Source organism: Emticicia soli (assembly GCF_037860775.1).
GTDB lineage: Bacteria > Bacteroidota > Bacteroidia > Cytophagales > Spirosomataceae > Emticicia > Emticicia soli.
The window spans coordinates 580,983-600,259 of the sequence record NZ_JBBEWC010000001.1 but is presented as its reverse complement, the minus strand read 5'-3'; the positions used below and the strand labels follow the sequence as shown (position 1 = coordinate 600,259).

Annotated in this window: 18 protein-coding genes; 7 read left to right on the top strand and 11 right to left on the bottom strand. The window is 38.2% G+C overall.

The genetic code is table 11. The features are described from left to right. Positions 1-6: 6 nt before the first annotated feature. From leuC to WAE64_RS02460, 5 genes are all read right to left on the bottom strand, one after another. Entirely contained in the window at positions 7-1,407 is a 1,401-nt protein-coding gene (gene leuC / locus WAE64_RS02480) for a 3-isopropylmalate dehydratase large subunit (protein ID WP_340234164.1), read from the bottom strand. Positions 1,408-1,435: 28 nt separating this feature from the next. Continuing rightward, positions 1,436-2,080, bottom strand: coding sequence for a transposase (locus WAE64_RS02475; RefSeq protein WP_340234162.1), 645 nt, complete (start codon positions 2,078-2,080; stop codon positions 1,436-1,438). Positions 2,081-2,162: 82 nt separating this feature from the next. Continuing rightward, positions 2,163-3,005, bottom strand: a complete 843-nt coding sequence (locus WAE64_RS02470; protein WP_340234160.1) for a helix-turn-helix transcriptional regulator — start codon at positions 3,003-3,005, stop codon at positions 2,163-2,165. Positions 3,006-3,008: 3 nt separating this feature from the next. Continuing rightward, entirely contained in the window at positions 3,009-3,767 is a 759-nt protein-coding gene (locus WAE64_RS02465; RefSeq protein ID WP_340234158.1) for an ABC transporter ATP-binding protein, read from the bottom strand. A 51-nt stretch (positions 3,768-3,818) separates the two neighbouring features. After that, positions 3,819-4,550, bottom strand: a complete 732-nt coding sequence (locus WAE64_RS02460) for an MlaE family ABC transporter permease (RefSeq protein WP_340234156.1) — start codon at positions 4,548-4,550, stop codon at positions 3,819-3,821. Positions 4,551-4,673: 123 nt separating this feature from the next. On the opposite strand from WAE64_RS02460, the gene WAE64_RS02455 reads away from it, so the two are divergent. After that, positions 4,674-5,381, top strand: coding sequence for an SDR family oxidoreductase (locus WAE64_RS02455; RefSeq protein ID WP_340234154.1), 708 nt, complete (start codon positions 4,674-4,676; stop codon positions 5,379-5,381). A gap of 60 nt (positions 5,382-5,441) precedes the next feature. Here the strand turns inward: WAE64_RS02455 and pdhA are convergent, their stop codons facing one another. From pdhA to recF, 3 genes are all read right to left on the bottom strand, one after another. Then, positions 5,442-6,458, bottom strand: coding sequence for a pyruvate dehydrogenase (acetyl-transferring) E1 component subunit alpha (gene pdhA / locus WAE64_RS02450; RefSeq protein WP_340234152.1), 1,017 nt, complete (start codon positions 6,456-6,458; stop codon positions 5,442-5,444). Between the two features lie 223 nt (positions 6,459-6,681). After that, a complete protein-coding gene (gene rpsJ / locus WAE64_RS02445; protein WP_101724935.1) occupies positions 6,682-6,987 on the bottom strand; it encodes a 30S ribosomal protein S10 in 306 nt (101 codons plus the stop codon). A gap of 170 nt (positions 6,988-7,157) precedes the next feature. Beyond that, positions 7,158-8,264: a DNA replication/repair protein RecF gene (recF, locus tag WAE64_RS02440; RefSeq protein WP_340234134.1), complete on the bottom strand. Its 1,107-nt coding sequence runs from the start codon at positions 8,262-8,264 to the stop codon at positions 7,158-7,160. 145 nt (positions 8,265-8,409) lie between these two features. Between recF and WAE64_RS02435 the strand changes: the two genes are divergently transcribed. The 6 genes from WAE64_RS02435 to WAE64_RS02410 all read left to right on the top strand — a co-directional run bounded on the left by WAE64_RS02435 (position 8,410) and on the right by WAE64_RS02410 (position 15,073). Further along, the gene (locus tag WAE64_RS02435) at positions 8,410-9,759 is read left to right on the top strand and encodes a sugar porter family MFS transporter (protein WP_340234132.1); all 1,350 of its coding nucleotides are present in this window, start codon (positions 8,410-8,412) and stop codon (positions 9,757-9,759) included. A 322-nt stretch (positions 9,760-10,081) separates the two neighbouring features. Continuing rightward, positions 10,082-11,590, top strand: a complete 1,509-nt coding sequence (gene atpD, locus WAE64_RS02430) for a F0F1 ATP synthase subunit beta (RefSeq protein WP_340234130.1) — start codon at positions 10,082-10,084, stop codon at positions 11,588-11,590. A gap of 1 nt (position 11,591) precedes the next feature. Next, positions 11,592-11,834: an ATP synthase F1 subunit epsilon gene (gene atpC / locus WAE64_RS02425; RefSeq protein WP_340234128.1), complete on the top strand. Its 243-nt coding sequence runs from the start codon at positions 11,592-11,594 to the stop codon at positions 11,832-11,834. A gap of 264 nt (positions 11,835-12,098) precedes the next feature. After that, a complete protein-coding gene (gene moaA / locus WAE64_RS02420; protein WP_340234126.1) occupies positions 12,099-13,088 on the top strand; it encodes a GTP 3',8-cyclase MoaA in 990 nt (329 codons plus the stop codon). A gap of 61 nt (positions 13,089-13,149) precedes the next feature. Then, on the top strand, positions 13,150-13,593 hold the full coding sequence (locus tag WAE64_RS02415; RefSeq protein ID WP_340234124.1) for a peptidylprolyl isomerase: 444 nt from the start codon (positions 13,150-13,152) through the stop codon (positions 13,591-13,593). A gap of 103 nt (positions 13,594-13,696) precedes the next feature. After that, on the top strand, positions 13,697-15,073 hold the full coding sequence (locus tag WAE64_RS02410; RefSeq protein WP_340234122.1) for a protein-disulfide reductase DsbD family protein: 1,377 nt from the start codon (positions 13,697-13,699) through the stop codon (positions 15,071-15,073). 5 nt (positions 15,074-15,078) lie between these two features. On the opposite strand, the gene aat is transcribed toward WAE64_RS02410, so the two are convergent. From aat to WAE64_RS02395, 3 genes are all read right to left on the bottom strand, one after another. Further along, on the bottom strand, positions 15,079-15,702 hold the full coding sequence (gene aat, locus WAE64_RS02405; RefSeq protein WP_340234120.1) for a leucyl/phenylalanyl-tRNA--protein transferase: 624 nt from the start codon (positions 15,700-15,702) through the stop codon (positions 15,079-15,081). 84 nt (positions 15,703-15,786) lie between these two features. Continuing rightward, a complete protein-coding gene (locus tag WAE64_RS02400; protein WP_340234115.1) occupies positions 15,787-16,824 on the bottom strand; it encodes a toxin-antitoxin system YwqK family antitoxin in 1,038 nt (345 codons plus the stop codon). Positions 16,825-17,001: 177 nt separating this feature from the next. Then, positions 17,002-19,185: a T9SS type A sorting domain-containing protein gene (locus tag WAE64_RS02395; RefSeq protein ID WP_340234113.1), complete on the bottom strand. Its 2,184-nt coding sequence runs from the start codon at positions 19,183-19,185 to the stop codon at positions 17,002-17,004. Positions 19,186-19,277 lie beyond the last annotated feature (92 nt).

The following is a 19,277-nucleotide window of genomic DNA, read 5'->3' as shown; positions in this document are numbered from 1 at the left end:
TAATGTTTAGATTAATTCTCTTGGGTCAGTTACCACGCCCGTTACTGCTGCTGCTGCTGCAACTAATGGGCTAGCCAATAGTGTACGTGCACCCGGCCCCTGGCGACCTTCGAAGTTACGGTTTGAAGTAGAAACTGCATATTTACCTGCAGGAATCTTGTCGTCGTTCATGGCTAAACATGCCGAACAGCCTGGTTGACGAAGTTCAAAGCCTGCGTCGTTCAGAATATCTAAGATACCTTCTTCTTTAATTTGCGACTCTACAATATGAGACCCCGGCACTAACCATGCTGTTACGTTATCAGCTTTTTTACGACCTTTTACGATAGAAGCAAAGGCACGGAAATCTTCGATACGGCCATTGGTACAACTTCCTAAGAAAACGTAGTCGATAGGTTTACCAACTATTTGCTCGTTTTCAGCAAAGCCCATATAACCTAAGGATTTTTTGTAGCTAGCTTCACCATCTTTTACCTGGCTCGCTGTTGGGATATTTTGAGAGATACCTGTACCTAAGCCCGGATTTGTACCATAAGTAATTTGTGGCTCAATATCGGCGGCATCAAAAGTATATTCTAAATCGAATGTTGCGCCTTCTTCAGTTGGTAGGGTTTTCCAATATGCTACTGCTTTATCCCAAGCCTCGCCTTTTGGTGCTAACTCTCTCCCTTTCAAATAAGCGAAAGTAGTTTCGTCAGGGGCTATCATACCACCTCTTGCACCCATTTCGATAGACATATTACAGACCGTCATACGACCTTCCATCGACATGTTTTTGAAAACGTCTCCGGCGTATTCTACAAAATAGCCTGTTGCACCTGCTGCCGATAATTGTGCAATAATATAAAGCGTTACGTCTTTTGGCATAACGGCTGCGCCTAATTTGCCATTGATAGTAACACGCATTTTTTTAGGTTTAGGCTGCATGATACATTGCGACGAAAGTACCATTTCAACCTCTGATGTACCAATACCAAATGCAATAGCACCAAATGCGCCATGCGTAGATGTATGGGAGTCACCACACACGATGGTCATGCCCGGAAGCGTAATACCGTTTTCTGGCCCTACTACGTGTACAATACCGTTTTTCTGATGTCCTAAGCCCCAGTGAGAAATACCATATTTTGCAGTATTAACCTCAAGTGCTTTAAGCTGGTTGGCCGAAAGAGGGTCAGCTACCGGTAAGTGCTGATTAATTGTAGGTGTATTATGGTCGGCAGTAGCAAATGTACGTTCTGGAAATAATACGTCGATTCCTCTGGTTTCGAGGCCAAGAAAAGCCACCGGGCTTGTTACTTCATGAATAAAATGACGGTCGATGAAGAACACATCCGGGCCATCTTCGATTTTACGAACAACGTGGGCATCCCATACTTTGTCGAATAGTGATTTTGGTGTTGACATTTTTATATTTAAGCGTTTTATTATTGTTTTATTCGTCAATATTGCTTGACGATTCTGTTAACTTAACTGTCTCTTCGCCAAAAAGCTTATCATTTTCCCAAGTAAGTGGGTTATTGATAATATATTGGCTGATAGCATAAAAAGAGCTATCGTCTTTAATAATATTGTCCCAAAAACGAGTTTGCCACCCAAAATCAGGTATTATTTTATGAATATGTTTCGTACAAACCGATTTAAATGACCCAATGATTGACGAAACTGTATTTTTGCCCTGATTTCTGAAACGTAATTTGGAGGGGCTATCTTCTTTTGTTAATCCATCATTCTGTGTAGAGACAGGGCAATGCCCTGTCTCTACGTCGCTAATAGATATATCATCAATATTTTTAGTCAAATTTTTACTCAAAATCAAAATACCATGAATGTGATTAGGCATTACAATAAAATTACCTAATGAAACAAATGGAAAATGTTTTGGAATTTCGTACCAAAAGCCTTGAACAATAGCACCAGCTGTTGATAATTTCATTTTGCCTTCAATACACTCACCAAAAAAGTATTGTCGATTTTTTGTGCAGATTGTAATGAAATATACTCCATTTAAACCATAATCCCAGTTCGGATGTCGAGCAGATGGAATACGGTATTTATTCTGAAACTTATCTGCTGACATGTTTTGGTTTTAACGTTACAAAATTGAGTATAAAAACTCAATAAGGATTAACGAAATACGCCCAAAAAATAGTGTTTTTGGTTCAGGTGTTTTTCTTGGGCGTAAAACCGTATTTTTCTTTGAATGCTTTGATAAAGTGTGAAACGCTCTCGTAGCCTATTTCAAGGCTGATTTCTGAAACGTTTTTAGAGGTGTTGTGTAGAAGAAAAGAGGCGTACTCTAATCGCTTGTTTTTTATCCAGGCAGCTGGTGAAGTATGGTATTGCTGCTCAAAGTCTCTTTTAAAAACTGAGAGGCTTCTACCCGAAATCCGTGCCAATTCTTCGATAGATAGTGGCTTTAGGTAGTAGTTTTCGAGCAAATAGGCTAAATCTATTTTTTGACCCTGATATATCTTAAACAAGGTTCTTCTGAATTGATTGCTACGGTCGAGTTCTATCAGGTGTAGCATTAATTCATTGAATTTCAGTTTCAGAAACTGGTTCAAAAGATTGGTTCGGGCACTAAAAAAAGGAATAAGAGAGTCAACAAATTTGTCGAAGTTGTCGGTGCTTTCTAAACTGAGTATTTGTTCAAAAGGCCCATCGGTAGAATCTTCGAATAGTGAAAGATTTTGTGCCACAAATTCTTTCAGTAAATTCTCAGGAAAAAAGAAAACAAGGCTCCGATAATTGCTATCGATAGATTCATTCATTGAATAACAACCTCGCTGAAAAAACAGAATCTGCCCTTTCTGTACATGAATATCCTGCGTAGGAGAAATAAACTTTTTCTCCCCTTCTAAGACATAAATAATAGCGTGTTCTTCAAAGAAGATTTCGTTACGAGGCGGATATACATTATTGCGATAAGCGACAAAGGTCATGTCCTGAATCTTTAATGATTCGAACTCATTGGCACTGATAGAAGACGGAACCCGAAGCATATATTAATGACGTTTATCGTCTCGCATTTGCTTTAAGGCCTTATTAGAGAAAACAAACTCTTCTAATTCCGGCACGCTAGCATCAAGAATTGTCTGACTATTACCTTCCCATATTTTTTTGCCTTTGTAAAGAAACATAATGTAATCGCCGATTGAAAGAACCGAGTTCATATCATGCGTGATAATAACAGTAGTTGTCTTGTATTCTTCTGTTATTTCCTTAATCAGTTCATCGATTTTAATCGAAGTAAGCGGGTCAAGTCCAGAGTTTGGCTCATCACAAAACAGGTATCTCGGGTTCATCACAATTGCCCGTGCAATACCCACCCTTTTTTTCATACCGCCAGATATTTCAGCAGGCATACGGTTTCCTGTTCCTTCCAGCCCCACTCTGTGCAAACAAAACTCTACTCTGTCTTTTTTCTCCTTTTCAGGCATTTCGGTAAGCATATCTAAAGGAAATTGCACATTTTTATGCACCGTCTGGGAATCAAACAATGCCCCACCTTGAAACAACACACCCATTTCACGACGAATATTCTTTTTATCTTCGTCTTCGCCTATATAAAAATCACGCCCATCGTAAAGGGTTGTTCCTTTTTCTGGTCGTACCAAATCAAGCATACATTTCAGAAGTACGCTTTTACCTGTACCACTCGCACCAATTACCAGACTTGTCTTCCCTTTTTCGAATACACTGCTTACATTATCTAATACCTTACGGTCGTTGAAAGATTTCGAAATGTTTTTTATTTCTATCATATAATCTCAATCCTGAATTGCACACTATAATTAATCTATTCAATAGGCTTTTTATGTCAATAACTCTGCCAATAGGTAATCGGCTATTAAAACTGCTATACAGCTATTGGTTACGGCCGAGGTACTCGCCTGCCCTACTTCTAAAGCACCTCCACGAGTATAGTACCCTTTAAAAGCCGAGATTGTTGAAATAAGAAACCCAAATACAAAGGCTTTGATAATAGCTATAAAAACGTTGAACGGAATAAAAGAATACCGGATACCGTAGATATAGTCCTCAGGTGTAATAATTCCCGTTAAAGTACCAGCCATATAACCACCAAATATGCCAAGAAACCCTGAAATAATGGCTAGCAAAGGAAATGTAAAAATAGATGCTAGTAATTTGGGTAATACCAGATAAGAGGCCGAGTTAATACCCATTACCTCTAAAGCATCTATTTGCTCACTTATTTTCATGGTTCCCAGCTCTCCCGCTATGTTCGACCCTACTTTTCCGGCTAGCACTACGCACATAAATGTTGAAGAAAGCTCAAGAAGTGTCATATCTCGCACAATATTACTCACAATATAGACAGGTATCACTGGGCTTACCAGGTTGGCTCGGGTCTGAACACAGGTTACAGCGCCTATAAATATAGCCACAATGGCAACAATAAAAATAGAGCTGATGCCTATGGCTAAGCACTCGTCTAAAAACCTGTTCCAATATACTTTAAACGTTTCCCGTCGGGTAAATAGCTTCCCCAGAAATATTAAATACTTTCCTACAACAGATAACATAATTTTAAGCTAAGTTTTTAACGATATTTGCAAAGATAACGAATTGTTTAATAATGAATTTTAGTTATGTAATTTATATTCAAAAACCAAACCAATAGCAAAAACACTTTAATAAATCAGATAATGAGCAATAAATTAATAGTTGTTACAGGGGGTACTAGAGGAATAGGCAGAGCTATAGTTGAAATATTTGCCCAAAACGGATTTGATGTAGTGGCATCAGCCCGAAAAAATAAGGATCTGGAAAACTTGCAGGATTCCATCACTAGCCAGTATAATGTAAGATGCCATACTTATGCCGCCGATTTAGGCATAAAAGCACAGGTAATAGGCTTGGTAGATTTTGTAAAATCACTTAAAAAGCCTGTTGATGTTTTAGTGAATAATGCTGGCAACTTTATACCTGGCAATATCCACGAAGAAGAAGATGGCGTTTTAGAAAGCCTGATTGAAACCAACCTTTATAGCGCCTATCATCTTACAAGAGGTTTAGTAAAAGATATGATTGCCCAAAAAAGCGGCCATATATTTAATATGTGCTCGGTTGCCAGCCTGATGGCGTATCCGAACGGAGGCTCGTATAGTATTTCTAAATTTGCTTTATTGGGCTTTAGCAAAGGGCTAAGAGAAGAAATGAAGCCTTATAATATAAAGGTTACATCGATTATGCCCGGAGCAGTACTGACCGATAGCTGGGCTGGGGTTGATATTCCAGCAGAAAGATTTATGACTGCCAATGATGTAGCTAAAACCGTCTGGACGGCCTACAATTTATCAGACAGCGCCGTGATTGAAGACATAGTGCTACGCCCGCAGAAAGGAGATTTATAGGCCGACGTAAACAACAAAAGCCAGCTTTCGCTGGCTTTTGTTTATATAAGTTATATTCGACTACTCTCTTAAGAAAGGATAATCAGACTGAACGTAGATGTCTTCAAACGCTGTTTCTGCTTTAGGGAATGGAGATTCTTCAGCAAATTTTACTGCTGCGTCTACTTTCGATTTCACACGAGCGTCAATTTCTTCTAATTCTGCTTCTGTAGCAATACCGTTAGTTAAAATACGGTGACGGCAAAGTTCTACCGGATCACGCATTTTCCACTCTTCAACCTCATCTTTCGAGCGGTATTTTTGTGGGTCAGACATTGAGTGTCCACGGAAACGGTAAGTTTTAAACTCTAAGAATGTTGGGCCTTCGCCTGCTCTAGCACGGTCGGCAGCACGTTTTACTGCTTCGTGTACCATTTCAACGTCCATTGCGTCAACTGGTTCTGCCGGCATATCATAAGACTCACCAATTGTGTAAAGTTCTCTTACGTTCGATGTACGCTCTACAGATGTACCCATAGCATAACCGTTGTTTTCTACTACAAAAACAACCGGAAGTTTCCAGGTCATTGCCATGTTAAATGCTTCGTGTAATGCGCCCTGACGTACGGCACCATCACCGAAATAACACATACACAGGTTTTGAGTACCTTTATATTTTTCGGCAAAGGCAATACCTGCACCTAACGGAATTTGCGCTCCTACGATACCATGTCCACCGATAAAGTTTACTTCTTTATCAAAAATGTGCATCGAGCCACCTTTTCCTTTTGTTGTACCTGTTTCTTTACCATAAAGCTCAGCCATTATTCTGTTAGGGTCTGTGCCTAATGCTAATGGATGACCATGGTCTCTATATGCTGTAATCCACTTATCGTCTTTGGTTAGTGCCGAAACAGCTCCTGAAGAACAAGCTTCTTGCCCAATATATAAGTGACAAAATCCACGAATCTTTTGCTGGCCGTATAATTGTCCGGCTTTTTCTTCAAATTTTCTTTGAAGATACATAGACTCGTACCAATACATATATGTTTCTTTACTGTATTTTACCTTTGGTGCTTTTTCTTTCGTAGCTGCCATCTGAATCTATTTTGCTTAAAATTTGTAAATACTCTTTTGCTTAGTGGGTAGCAAATTTAGGAATTAAATCATTATGGATGAAAAATATTGAGATATTCTATTTGCGTATGTAGGCAATCTAGCAGAATTATTACATTAATTTTTTATAAATAGAACCACAAACGCATAAAAAAAGCCTCTGAATAATTTATTTCAGAGGCCTATCGCATCAATTAAGAGATAACTACACTTTAATCTCTACGTCAACACCACTTGGTAATTCCAATTTCATCAAGGCATCAACAGTTTTCGGGCTAGCCGAGTAAATGTCGATCAGACGTTTGTAAGTACATAATTGGAACTGCTCACGTGATTTTTTGTTAACGTGCGGAGAACGCAATACTGTGAAGATTTCTTTACGAGTTGGTAATGGAATTGGACCGCTAACAACAGCACCTGTAGATTTTACAGCCTTCACAATTCTCTCAGCCGATTTGTCCACTAGATTGTGATCAAATGACTTTAATTTGATTCTGATTTTTTGTGACATTGGTTCAAAAATTTTTAGATGAACCCCTCCGAAAGAACCATTTGCTTCAGAAAAGGGGCAAAAAATACGTCGATTTTTTCAACGCGGGTGCAAAAATACGGAAAATATTGAAAAATGAAGAATGAAGAACAGAAAAAATGAAATAAAAAGATGTAATTAATAGCCCGACTTTAAAAATCCACCGGTTTGTGTTTATGATTGATAGTAAAGTACTTAACTTCTGCTTTTACATCTTCCAGAATCTTCTGTGTGCGCTCAGGGCGGGCATCGGTAATAAACACCTGTCCAAATGTATTGTTATTAATACTTTCTATCAGGCTGTTTATTCTTCTATCGTCTAGTTTGTCAAAAATATCATCTAACAGTAAGATTGGCTTGGTTTCTTTCAGGGTTTCTATCATTTCAAACTGAGCAAGGCGAAGCGCCATTACAAATGACTTTTGCTGTCCTTGTGAACCAAATTTTTTGATAGGATATGAATCTATTTCAAAAACATAATCATCTTTATGAATGCCCTTGGTGGTACGTTGGGCTCGTACATCAGTTTGCCTGTTCAACCTAAACTCCTGTGGGAATTCGCCACTTGCTACTTCCGATTCATAAATAATCTCTACTTCTTCCCTACCCTCACTAATAACCAAATAATGCTTTTTAAAAATAGGTAGAAACGTATCCACAAAACTTCTTCTTTGTTTATAAATACGCAAAGCTAGTTTTACCAAAGGGTCAGAATATGTATCAAGTAAATCCTGGTCTATAAAATTACGGTCGGCAAATATTTTCAGCAAACTATTGCGTTGCTCTAAAATGCGGTTGTATTGCTGGTAATCGTTCAGATATTCGTTATCCATCTGCGCAAGCACCCCATCAAAAAAACGTCTTCTGTCTTCGCTTCCTTCTTTAATTAATTCAGTGTCGTCTGGCGCAATCAGAACAACAGGAAATTGGCCGATATGCTCAGAGATACGCTCATAAGGCTTTTTTTCGTGCATCAAAATCTTCCGTTGCCCTCGCTGAATAGAGCAGGTAATCTGATTTGTTCTGTCTTTTTTATTAAAAATACCATCTATCAACATAAATTCAGATTCATGATTGATATTGAGCGCATCCTGATGGTGAATAGAACTTTTACTAAGTGCAAGAAAATAGATAGCATCGAGCAGATTGGTTTTACCACTACCGTTTTCGCCCACAATACAGTTTACCTGTGGTGAGAAAGTATATGTGGCTTCTTCGTAATTTTTAAAATTAGAGAGAGAGATTTTTTCTAAAAACATTCTGCAAGTTCCAATAACAAATATCTAAGCGATAGAGACCAAGCGACTCCAATAGATGTCACTTTAATCCATACTACGAAATTACGAAATTTTCATGAAATTTTACTTTATTTGTAATCGAACATTACATTTAACCTATGCATTTATGAACAAAAACACTCTACTCTATTTTATTGCTGCCGTAGCCGCTACTGGCGGGCTTCTGTTTGGTTTTGATACAGGTGTTATTAATGTGGCGCTTCCTTCTTTACGAGAACGTTTTAACCCAAGCCCCGAAACAGAAGGCTGGATTGTAGGCGCCGTATTGGCAGGTGGTATGCTTGGGCCATTTATCAGCGGCCCGTTGACCGACGTACTGGGTCGTAAAAAAATAAACATTGTAGCCTCATTGGTTTTTGTGCTTGGCTCAATTATTACCGCCATTGCCCCAAGTATTACTTTTCTTATTATCGGACGTTTATTTTTAGGCTTGGCGATTGGTATTGTGGCTTCTACTGTACCCTTGTATCTGGCCGAAATCGCTCCTACCAATATGCGTGGGCAATTGGTAACCTTTTTTCAGTTGGCTATAACCTTAGGCATCTTATTATCTTATGTAGTAGGCTATTTCTTTGCCGAGCATGAAGATGGCTGGCGAAGTATGTTCTGGGCAGGATTCGTTCCGGCGGCAATTCTGTTCTTGGGTATGTTGTTTGTACCAGAGAGCCCGAGATGGTTAATAAGCAAAGGCAGAGACGCAGAAGCCTTAGAGGTACTGAATCGCCTACGTGAACCGGAACAAGCCCAACAAGAACTATCGCATACCAAAAGAATTATAGAAAGCGAAAAACATAACAAGGCAAGTTGGAAAATGCTATTTAGCAAACGCCTTCGAATTCCTTTATTTATTGCTGTGGGTATTTTCTTCATTCAGCAGTTTTCGGGTATCAACGCCATTATCTATTTTTCGACTGACATTTTTAAGAATGTATTCCCAGAAGGAAACACCGCTGCTTTGGCTACTGTTGGGGTTGGGGTAACCAATTCAATTGCTACTGTTTTTGCCATTATGTTTTTAGATAAATGGGGGCGCAAACCATTGCTTTATACTGGGCTTATAGGAACCGCCATCTGTTTATCTACCGTAGGATTGGCATTTTTCTTGAAAGATTCGCTCAATACAGGCTTACAACAATTTATGTTGGTTGGTGGTGTATATACCTATATTATTTTCTTTGCTATCAGCCTAGGGCCATTAGGTTGGTTACTGATTTCAGAAATTTATCCGCTTAAAATCAGAGGTTTTGCCTCGAGTATGGGTAGTTTTAACCACTGGGTTTTCGATTTTTGTGTGGCTTATACCTTCCCTATTATGGCTGCAACCTCTCTTGGAACCAACGGTGGTATATTTGGCATTTATGCCGTGGTGGTAGTATTAGGTTTGCTTTTTGCCCGCTTTGTTGTTTTTGAAACCAAAGGAATGAGCCTTGAAGACATTGAAGAAAAATGGAAATAAGCAAAAAGAAACAGGCTTAACTTTTTTACGTCATATTTTAATTTGGCTTTAATTCTTTTTTATTGAGCGGATCAAAAGACGTTTATATAGTATTCATCGACTGTTTACAGGATAATTTCTCAATTTTTTACCAAAATCATATTTTGCTTTTATTAATAATATTGTAGCAAACGAAGGGTACTATCTAAAAAAAATACAAAAACCTTGCTTAAGATTTTGCTTTTGCAAAGTAGAAGTATTAATTTTGCGTCCCGAAATGAGGTGTAGCTTTTTTGCTACTAATCTCGTTTTCAATCTATCTAAATTTTAAAATACTCCATAAATGGCTAATATTGGTAAAATCTCACAGATTATCGGACCCGTGGTTGACGTGAGTTTTGAGGGACAAGGTTCGTTTATCCCCCCTATTCTTGATGCGTTGTCAGTAGAAAAGGCAAATGGTCAAAAAGTTATCCTAGAAGTACAACAACACCTTGGCGAAGACCGTGTACGTACCATTGCGATGGACGGAACAGAAGGTTTACAACGTGGTATGGCTGTTACGCACTTGGGTACTCCGATCACTATGCCAACAGGCGATGCCATCAAAGGTCGTTTGTTCAACGTAGTTGGTGAAGCAATTGATGGCTTGGAGCAAGTTACTACTCCGGGTATGTCAATCCACCGTGCGGCTCCGAAATTTGAAGAATTAGCAACTTCAACAGAAGTTCTTTTTACTGGTATTAAAGTAATTGACTTGTTGGCCCCTTACGTAAAAGGTGGTAAAATCGGTTTGTTTGGTGGTGCGGGTGTAGGTAAAACCGTATTGATTCAAGAGTTGATTAATAATATTGCAAAAGCTTATGCAGGTCTTTCTGTATTTGCTGGTGTAGGTGAGCGTACGCGTGAAGGTAATGACCTACTTCGTGAGATGATTGAATCTGGTATCGTAAAATACGGTGACAAATTCAAACACTCAATGGAAGAAGGCGGTTGGGACCTAAGCGTAGTAGATAAAGAAGCTTTGAAAGATTCACAAGCAACGTTTATCTTCGGTCAGATGAATGAGCCTCCGGGAGCACGTGCTCGTGTAGCTTTATCTGGTCTTACAGTTGCTGAACACTTCCGTGATGGTGACGGCGAAGGTAAAGGTCGTGATATCCTTTTCTTTATCGATAATATCTTCCGTTTTACACAAGCAGGTTCTGAGGTATCAGCCCTTTTAGGTCGTATGCCATCTGCGGTAGGTTACCAACCAACATTGGCAACCGAAATGGGTAACATGCAAGAGCGTATCGCATCTACAAAACGTGGTTCAATTACATCAGTACAAGCGGTATATGTACCTGCCGATGACTTGACTGACCCTGCCCCTGCAACAACATTTACCCACTTAGATGCTACTACGGTATTGAGCCGTAAAATCTCTGAGCTTGGTATCTATCCTGCGGTGGATCCTCTTGATTCTTCATCACGTATTCTTTCTGCTGCTGTATTGGGTGATGCTCACTACAACACAGCTCAACGTGTGAAAAACATTTTACAACGTTACAAAGAATTACAAGATATCATCGCTATCCTTGGTCTTGAAGAACTTTCAGAAGAAGATAAATTGGTAGTAGCACGTGCACGTCGTGTACAACGTTTCTTATCTCAACCATTCTTCGTAGCAGAGCAGTTCACAGGTTTGAAAGGAGTACTAGTTGATATTAACGATACAATCAAAGGCTTCAACGAAATCATGGACGGACACCACGATAATCTTCCTGAATCAGCTTTCAACTTAGTTGGAACTATTGAAGATGCCGTTGTGAAAGGTGAAAAATTGATTGCAGAAGCGAACAAACAATAAAATGACGTTAGAAATAATTACCCCCGATAAAAAAGTATATACTGGCGAAGTAAACGCTGTTTCTTTCCCTGGTAGCGAAGGTCGTTTTCAGGTTTTGAAAGACCATGCTCCTATTGTCAGTACACTTGCCAAAGGTGATTTGGTAATCGAAGCAAATGGCAAAAAACAAACATTTGTAGTAGATGGTGGCGTGGTAGAGGTAGTAAAAAATAAGATTCTGGTACTTGCTGAGGCAGTAGCATAATTTTTTATATATCTTAGAAAGAGGCATGGCTTACCATGCCTCTTTTGTTTTTTATACGAATGTGAGTACTTTTACTGAATGATTAGCCGTTTAATATGGTTATATATATTAGTGTCAGCGAATAAATTCGCCGTCTAATATAACAAAGGAATAATTTATTTATGTAAGCCGGACTTAAGTCCGGCAATGTAGGCAAAAATTCCTTTGTTACTTTAGCCACCGAATTCATTCGGTGAAGTTACAGACTTCTTTTATTCTCTCTATATGCTTATCGATAATCATGGCAGACCAATCAATTACCTGAGGTTGGCAGTTACAGACCGCTGTAATCTGCGCTGCTTTTATTGTATGCCCGAAGAAGGCATTCAGTATTTGCCTAAACCTCATTTATTGAGCTATGAAGAAATGATTCGGTTGGTAACTATATTGTCTGAAATGGGTGTTAACAAAGTTCGTATTACCGGAGGTGAGCCATTTCTTAGACGAGACATTATGCCATTTCTCTGGAAATTGTCAGAGATTGAGGGCATCAATAAAATCAATGTTACTACAAATGGTGTGCTTACGGCTCCGCTCGTACCCGAGCTCAAAAAATTGGGTGTAAGCTCGGTTAATCTTAGTCTTGACTCACTAGACCGCCAACGTTTTTTTGAAATAACACGGCGTGATGAGTTTCATAAGGTATGGCAAACGCTTGAAGCTTTGCAGGCGCACGACATTCCTGTGAAAATAAACACAGTGGTGATGTCAGGCAAAAACGATGAAGATATTCTGTCGATGGTTGAGTTGGCAAGAGAGCAGAATGTATCAGTAAGGTTTATTGAAGAAATGCCGTTTAATGGCGCAGGGCTTCGCCCTGAGCAGATTCAGGATTTCTGGAGTTATGGGCGTATTATGGATTTAATCCGCTCGGTTTACCCTGAAATATACCGCCTGCAAGACGAACCCAATTCTACTTCTTATAATTATCAGATTCCGAACTTTAAAGGTACAATTGGCGTTATTGCTGCTTTCAGCCGTACTTTTTGCGGAACCTGTAACCGCATAAGAGTAACACCAACAGGCGGTTTTAAAACCTGTTTGTACGACGACGGCGTTTTTAATGTACGCGATATGATGCGTCAGAAACTTTCTGACGAACAAATTAAGTTATTGATTAGCCAGGCGCTTCAGAACCGTGCTTTAGATGGCTTTGAGGCCGAACGAAACCGAAAAAATCTGGTTTCGGAGTCTATGACTACCATTGGAGGATGAAAAAGTTTATTCTATATAATTCTTAAATTTTCAAACGGGTCGCCGTAACGAAACAAAACACATGTTAAAAGCAGAGATGATTACCGATAAGGGAACAATGCTTATCGAATTTTATGAAAACGATGCTCCTATTGCAGTTAATAATTTTGTAACACTAGCAAAAAAAGGATTTTACGATGGTTTGAAATTCCACCGTGTTATTCCTGATTTTATGATTCAGGGTGGAGACCCAACCGGAACAGGTGCGGGTGGCCCGGGATACACTATTCCTTGCGAGTTAACAGGCAATAATCAATACCATGATAAAGGTGTGCTTTCAATGGCACACAGAGGTCGTAATACAGGTGGTTCTCAATTCTTTATCTGCCATAATCGCTCTAATACGGCTCATCTTGACCGCAACCACACTTGTTTCGGAAAAGTGGTTTCAGGCCTTGAAGTGATTGATGCTATCCGTCAGGGAGATAAAATTCAGAAAATAAACATTACTGAAACAGAAGCGTAATTTTGTAAAAGTTTTGTTAAAAACTGCTTGAAATGAAATTTTTCAAGCAGTTTTTTGTTTAATTAAAACAACGGGCTCATCATTGCCAACAACAAACTACTCTATGCAAGAAAGTAATACACTTATCGGATTCTTACTGACGGCCTTTCTGGCAGGCTTCGCTTCTATTTTTATGCCTTGTATTTACCCGATAATGCCTATGACGGTTAGTTTTTTCACGAAGCAGTCGCAAGGTACCAGCAAGGCAACATTTTATGGTTTATCAATTATGTTTGTTTTTGCTATTATAGGCTTGGTTGCTACGCTTTTTGGGGCTCCATTCCTTAATTTCATCAGCACACACTGGGTTCCTAATCTTATATTCTTTGTTATTTTTATCATTTTTGGTATATCGCTATTAGGTGCTTTCGAAATTGTGCTACCGCATAATATGGTAAATAATATCGATAGAATGTCTGAAAAAGGAGGTTTTTTAGGTATATTTTTCATGGCCCTTACACTGGTAGTTGTGTCGTTTTCATGTACAGCACCTTTTGTAGGTTCGTTATTGATTTTAGCGGCTAAAGGTGAGGTGTGGAGACCACTATGGGGTATGTTAGCCTTTGGCTTGCCTTTTGCCGTTGTGTTTACCTCATTGGCTTTGTTTCCGCAATGGTTAAAAAGCCTTCCGAAATCTGGTGGTTGGATGAACGAAATGAAAGCCGTTTTCGGTATTTTGGAATTTGCTCTTGCTTTGAAGTTTTTGAGCAATATAGATTTAACGTATCACTTCAATCTTATCTCACGTAATCTTTTCTTAGGTATCTGGATTGTTATTTTTGCAGCCATTGGTTTGTATATTTTAGGGCTTATCCGCTTGCCAAAAGATAATAAGGTTACCAAATTCAGTGTTCAAAGAGTTGTGTTTGCGCTTATATTTTTCGGTTTTACAGCCTATATGGCTTCCGGATTTATTAAAGGCCGTGAGCTAAGCCTATTATCAGGCTTATTACCTCCTAAAGCCCTTAATACTGCCGCAGTAGACGGCACTAAGCTACGTGCCCTTCCACACGATTTACAGGGTTTTTATGACTACGACGATGCCCTTGCTTATGCCAAAGAAGTAAACAAACCTTTGTTTATTGATTTTACGGGTTATGCCTGTGCCAATTGCCGCAAGATGGAAGAGAATGTATGGCCAAAACCAGAGGTACTTGAAAGACTTAAAAATGAGTTTGTGATTGCCTCGCTATATGTTGATGATAAAAAGGCGCTAGATAAAGATAAACAGTATGTATCTAAATATGATGACGAATTGAAAGAAACCATTGGCGACAAAAACATGGATCTTGAGATTGTGAAGTACAATAATAATGCTCAGCCTTATTATGTAATTGAAGATACAAATGGTAAAATGATTGTAAAACAACCTATTGGCTATACTTCAACTGCCAACTTTATTAAGTTTTTAGACGAAGGAATTAATAATTTTAAGAAGTAAATTGCTTAGGCTTGGCCCATAAACAAATGTTCAACTTCTAATTCTGTAAAGCGGGCTTTATGGCTTATTGCTTTTTTTAGCATTCGTATATATTCGCCTTTACTGATTTCGATAGCACCAAAGCGACGCACGTTATCATTAATAAACTGGGTATCTAAGAGCATGAATTTTTGCTTTCTGAGCAATTGCATCAGGTAATCAAACGCTACTTTCGAAGCGTTAGGCTCTGTGTAAAACATCGATTCGCCAAAAAAAGCTGAACCAATAGAAACGCCGTATAGCCCGCCTACCAATTGATTATCAAGATATGCCTCTACACTATGTGCAAAGCCTGCTTGGTGCAGGTTTGTATAGGCATCTATTATTTCTTCCGAAATCCATGTATCTTCTGAGTCTCTGCGTGGTTTAGAACACGCCTCCATTACTGCACGAAAATTATGATTCAGGCGTATTTCAAAAAGTTTTTTATTAATTACAGGCCGGAGCGACTTAGGGGTTTTGTAGGTGTCAATAGGAATAATAGCACGGGGGTCTGGCGAATACCAATAAAGAGTACCATCAGAATCGGCCATCGGGAAAATTCCATTTATGTATCCATATATTAGGTCGTCAGCGGATAATGTAGTCATTTATTTGTAATGAAGAGACCTAACAAAGATAAGAAAAAAATTGAGAGAAACAACAAAAACCTGGTTTTTCTTATCACTTGGTAATTAGTTTTTCTTCACCTTTGGCGACTCAAAAATCATTTTTCCTCGCTCATCATATTCTCGAATCACATACGATTCAAAAGAGGTATCAAAGCAATCTTTTCCGTACTGAATTTCTTTTTTACGTCTGTTTCCGGTAGGATAATACTCAATCCACTGGCCTACTCTCACGCTATCGTCCATCATTCCTTGCTCAGCCAAAGTGCCACTTTCATTGAAGAAGAAATATTCGCCCGTTACTTTATCAAAATTTCGTGGTAATACTTCTTTAATTTTACGCTGCGATTCGTCGTAGTAACTAATTTCTGCATCACGTGCAAAGCCCTTCTCGTAGTATTCTTTATTAAGCAGGTTATAGTTTTTGTCATATAATTCCCAACGGCCATGCTTAGTGCCCATATAATACCAACCTTCTTCTACCAGTAAATCGCCCAGATATTTTTTATAAGGCCCATGCATCAAATCGTTTCGTGACTTATCTCTTCCAACACCTTCAACAATACGATTAGCTTTATGGTCGAACCAGTATAGGCGGCGGCTATAATTATCAGGTTGTTTGTATTCACGCAGTGTATAAAACTCACTGTAAGTCAGCCTGCTTCCACTACCTTGACGAAGCGTCTGTTTTTCAACTTTCAGCCCCTCGTAATCACGGCCATTAAACTCTTTCTTTAAGCTCTTAAGTTCTTTCTTTACCTTTTTAAAGTTTTTCGAAATTTTCAGGCCCAAATCTGGTAAGGTTTCGGTGGCAAATTTCTTCGCATCTTCAGGGTTCGAAATACTAAGATTAGGTGATGCCAATGAGGTGTTCTGAGAACCAAGCGCCGCCGATGATACACCGCCGGATGCAGAAGCACCCGCCGATAACTTAGGGCCACCACTTACCTGAACAGGACCGTTTTGTATAGCATCTTTTAATATATCTTTTGCCTTTCTTTTCTTTGCAGTAGGTACTGAACTCGGAACCGAACTTGGAGTTTGTGCCACAGCATCAATGCCTGTTAAAAGGCCAGCACATATAATTATGGGTAGAAATCTCATCTTTTATAAACGCCATTTACTTCTTTATAAAAACGATAATAGCTGAAAAAAATTTTACTCTTTTTCTGACAATCAGTATTTTATGTAAAAATAACACGTTTCATGCCATAATCTTACATAAAAGAACAAAAAAAGCAGAAGAATAGTCTTCTGCCTCTCTAAACTTACCAGCTATTGCTATTTCTCTATTAAAATCTTTTTCGTAAAACCCTTTCCGTTGATACTCCCTTTTAATAAGTAAACACCTTGACTAATGTCTCTTAAATCTATTGTGCCTTTGATAGTTTGTTGCTCATAAATCAACTCTCCACCAACAGTATAAAGAGATAGAGGGATATTTTCGGCAGTCGTATTGTTTATTTCTACCGTAAGTTTTGTTGATGCTGGCATCGGATAAACCCTCACATTGTCTCGGACTTGCCATTCAGTTGAAAGTGGTTCTAAAACTGTAATCTTAAAACTTACAGGCATAGCCGCACAATTAGCATCAGAAAAAGATTTAATTGTGTACTCGCTTGTGGTAGTTGGCTTTATGTACTTCTCAAAGAAATTAGTAGAAATATGCGCCTCTGTATCGTCCCATAGTTTCATGGTATAAGGTGGTGTACCTGTTATATAGAACCTGATAGCTGTACTATCAAACTTTCTTACGGTCTCGTTGTATTGCAAAGTAAACGATGGTGCTTTCTGTATTTTAAGTGCCATAGGCTTTGCTATTTCAACAGCCGGATTGGTAGAAACGACTTTTACCTGATAATCGCCTTCTTTCTCTTTCAGGTTATCAATCGAAAACTCAGTTTGGCTGCTCGTTCCTATTTCTTTAGCGTTTGCAAAACTCCCGTTTGCATCAGATAACAGAACCCTAAATTGATTGTTGTTTTCGTAGGTGCCTTCTGTCTCAAGGTTTAATTCCAGTTTACCGTTTTCACAGGCTTTATCAGCTATTTTGGCATTCAGCTCGTTGTAGTTTCCGTTTTTGCTCAGTTTTTTAAGATAAAAATTGCTTGAATGCATCGGTGGATAACGGTTAGGATACTGAAACTTTCCTGTTAGATATAAAACAGAATAAGTCGAATCTGTGGGAGGAACATTAGTAGTTGAGATGATTGTTGAATCTATATCTATCAGCTTATCTTTATCCCATAGCAAGTTACCTTCTGAATCAAACCTTGAAAGGTATAACTCTGTCAGATTATTTGTTTTCTTCATCCAGCTTAAAAGAATATCACCTCTATTATTCAACGAAAAATCGTAAAGTTTTTCCTTGTAAAGATTAGCAGGAACAGTGTTATTTGATTCTATAATTCTACTATTTATATTTTCTAATTCTCTGTCAATAAGTATGTCGCCTTGCGTATTTATCTTAATATAAATTATTTTAGGTGTAGGAATATCGTTTAAAAGTAAATAAAGGTGTAAGTTTTTTTCGGCATCAAAAGAATAATAATGGTTCACTACATAGGTGGTAGTATTTAGAGGTCTTGTAGTTGTTATTATATCTCCATCTGTGGTGATTTTTGATACTTTTAATGTTGTTCCATAAATATCTCTTAAAACAAATGCATTGTCATCATTATCGAAAAAGATACTGTTAATACTACCAATCTCTATTGCTACTTCTTTTTTCCAGACATCATTCCAATCTTTGTCACGCTTATATAAAAACTTCACCGGAGTTTCAAAAATAGTAGTTGCTTTCCTTTTGGTATATACAAATCCATTCTTAACTGCAGCTATTTCATCTCCAAATCCGATTATATTATCACTCAGTTTTTTATTCTCAGTCAACAGTTTGTTTCCATCTTTATCTAGTTTCTGAAAACAAACAACTTCTTTTGCTACAAAATATAATTCTACTTCGCCCATAGCATTTACTTTTATTGAAGTCGCAGAAATTGCGCTACCAACTGCATCAAAGTTCTCTAATTCAGTAGTCCATTTTTTCATACCCTTATTATCAATATAAGTACAGGCAAGCATATTGTTATTTACTGGCCCATTACTTGTCTTATTATGAAGTTTGGTATAAAAAATATATAGGCCACCCTTCTGCTCTGGAACGCTTATATAGGTATCACAAATAACTACAGCAGAATCTAAATTCCAGAGTTCAATACCTTTTTTATCTAATTTCTGAAAACGAATAGGTAAATAATTATTTGTGTATGGTGTTGACCTTGAGTAAAACTTACCTGACTTTATTGCTACATAGGTATTCCCTTGTTCATCGTATTGTGTGCCATCTATTTGATTATATTCAGTCGATTGCTCAATTGCTAGTCTTTTATCAAGTGTATTAGGCCACTGTGCAAACGATATAGTATAAAAAAGAGTTAGCGAAACTATGTAAAAAATTTTCATTGTTAATGTCTGTTTAGTGCATGACTTCATAACATAGCAAAGAGTTGTAAAACCAGATTAACTATAGGGTCAGTTTTTCAATAAATATATTA

Excerpts from the sequence above, each read along its gene's own strand:
- leuC (WP_340234164.1), bottom strand. The coding sequence starts at position 1,407 with ATGTCAACACCAAAATCACTATTCGACAAAGTATGGGATGCCCACGTT.
- WAE64_RS02475 (WP_340234162.1), bottom strand. The coding sequence starts at position 2,080 with ATGTCAGCAGATAAGTTTCAGAATAAATACCGTATTCCATCTGCTCGA.
- WAE64_RS02470 (WP_340234160.1), bottom strand. The coding sequence starts at position 3,005 with ATGCTTCGGGTTCCGTCTTCTATCAGTGCCAATGAGTTCGAATCATTA.
- WAE64_RS02465 (WP_340234158.1), bottom strand. The coding sequence starts at position 3,767 with ATGATAGAAATAAAAAACATTTCGAAATCTTTCAACGACCGTAAGGTA.
- WAE64_RS02460 (WP_340234156.1), bottom strand. The coding sequence starts at position 4,550 with ATGTTATCTGTTGTAGGAAAGTATTTAATATTTCTGGGGAAGCTATTT.
- WAE64_RS02455 (WP_340234154.1), top strand. The coding sequence starts at position 4,674 with ATGAGCAATAAATTAATAGTTGTTACAGGGGGTACTAGAGGAATAGGC.
- pdhA (WP_340234152.1), bottom strand. The coding sequence starts at position 6,458 with ATGGCAGCTACGAAAGAAAAAGCACCAAAGGTAAAATACAGTAAAGAA.
- rpsJ (WP_101724935.1), bottom strand. The coding sequence starts at position 6,987 with ATGTCACAAAAAATCAGAATCAAATTAAAGTCATTTGATCACAATCTA.
- recF (WP_340234134.1), bottom strand. The coding sequence starts at position 8,264 with ATGTTTTTAGAAAAAATCTCTCTCTCTAATTTTAAAAATTACGAAGAA.
- WAE64_RS02435 (WP_340234132.1), top strand. The coding sequence starts at position 8,410 with ATGAACAAAAACACTCTACTCTATTTTATTGCTGCCGTAGCCGCTACT.
- atpD (WP_340234130.1), top strand. The coding sequence starts at position 10,082 with ATGGCTAATATTGGTAAAATCTCACAGATTATCGGACCCGTGGTTGAC.
- atpC (WP_340234128.1), top strand. The coding sequence starts at position 11,592 with ATGACGTTAGAAATAATTACCCCCGATAAAAAAGTATATACTGGCGAA.
- moaA (WP_340234126.1), top strand. The coding sequence starts at position 12,099 with ATGCTTATCGATAATCATGGCAGACCAATCAATTACCTGAGGTTGGCA.
- WAE64_RS02415 (WP_340234124.1), top strand. The coding sequence starts at position 13,150 with ATGTTAAAAGCAGAGATGATTACCGATAAGGGAACAATGCTTATCGAA.
- WAE64_RS02410 (WP_340234122.1), top strand. The coding sequence starts at position 13,697 with ATGCAAGAAAGTAATACACTTATCGGATTCTTACTGACGGCCTTTCTG.
- aat (WP_340234120.1), bottom strand. The coding sequence starts at position 15,702 with ATGACTACATTATCCGCTGACGACCTAATATATGGATACATAAATGGA.
- WAE64_RS02400 (WP_340234115.1), bottom strand. The coding sequence starts at position 16,824 with ATGAGATTTCTACCCATAATTATATGTGCTGGCCTTTTAACAGGCATT.
- WAE64_RS02395 (WP_340234113.1), bottom strand. The coding sequence starts at position 19,185 with ATGAAAATTTTTTACATAGTTTCGCTAACTCTTTTTTATACTATATCG.